Here is a 1,070-nt window from a genome sequence, read left to right on the forward strand (position 1 = left end):
TTATAGAGGTGTGAATTAACTTGTAATGAATCCTATCTCCTTTTTATGAAAGAAGGCCTGCACCAGTTCTGGGGTTTCCGCCAAATGTTTAATTTGACTAAGAACCGCTGTGGTTAGCTCTTCCAAGTTGGAAAATACCTGATTCTTTAGGCTACGCTTTAGATGACTCCATACTAACTCGACGGGATTCAATTCAGGACTGTAAGCCGGTAAGCGCTCCAAATGAATACGTCCCCGTTTTTCTTTCAAGAAGACCTTGACGGCTTCACTGCGATGAATAGCCGCCCCGTCCCAGATCACTAACAGGTTTCGTTTGCGATAGCGACTGCAAAGCTTATTAAGAAACCAAACAATATCCTCGCTGGTGAAAGGCTGATCCTGACCGGCTACATAGATGCGGCCATTGGGTGCAACAGCGGCAATCAGGCTCAGATGGGCTCGACCGGCTTGCTCAAGCAGTATTGGGGTTTGACCACAAGGTGCCCAAGTATGCGCCAGTAAGGGCAGTAAATAACAGGCTGATTCATCGACATATAAAATGACGCGCTGTTCACGCTGTGCTTTTTTTAAGTTCTGCTACACGCTCTTGCCTCCATTGGGCCACTGCATGGCCATCTTGCTGACGCGCTTTGGCCTGTGGCTTCTGACGAGACCAGCCCGCTTTTTTGAGAAGTCGACCAACTTGAGATGGGTCATAACTAACGCCAAATAGCTTTTTAATGACCTCATTTACCCGGGGCCGTGTCCAAACTGCGCCCGTAAATCCATGATGCTGAGCCCCTTTGTTGAGCTCATCGACCAGTTGCTGGAGTTGATCCCTGGTTAACCGGGTCGGCGCTCCGGTAGGTTTTCGCCACTGCAAGGCTGTTACGCCTTGCTGTCGGTATTTCTTGAGGGTCTGACTCACCCAACCTTGAGTCAAGCCTAATGCTTGGGCAATAGGTCCTTGCTTCCAACCCGCCAGATCTAGTTCAACACAGCGTCTGCGGAGTAGTTCGTAATCTGATTGTTTGTATTTTCCCATACCGACAACAAGATACGATTATTATAAGCTTATTCACGGATCAATA

The 1,070-nt window shown here is 48.2% G+C and carries 2 protein-coding genes; both read right to left on the reverse strand.

Annotation, left to right across the window (positions count from 1 at the left end):
* Positions 1-15: 15 nt before the first annotated feature.
* Complete coding sequence (locus ACFPMF_RS28020) at positions 16-540, reverse strand: IS630 family transposase (protein ID WP_379851490.1); 525 nt, start codon at positions 538-540, stop codon at positions 16-18.
* Positions 541-550: 10 nt separating this feature from the next.
* Positions 551-1,024, reverse strand: coding sequence for a winged helix-turn-helix domain-containing protein (locus ACFPMF_RS28025; RefSeq protein WP_379851488.1), 474 nt, complete (start codon positions 1,022-1,024; stop codon positions 551-553).
* Positions 1,025-1,070 lie beyond the last annotated feature (46 nt).

Source organism: Larkinella bovis, from assembly GCF_042655385.1.
Lineage (GTDB): Bacteria > Bacteroidota > Bacteroidia > Cytophagales > Spirosomataceae > Larkinella > Larkinella bovis.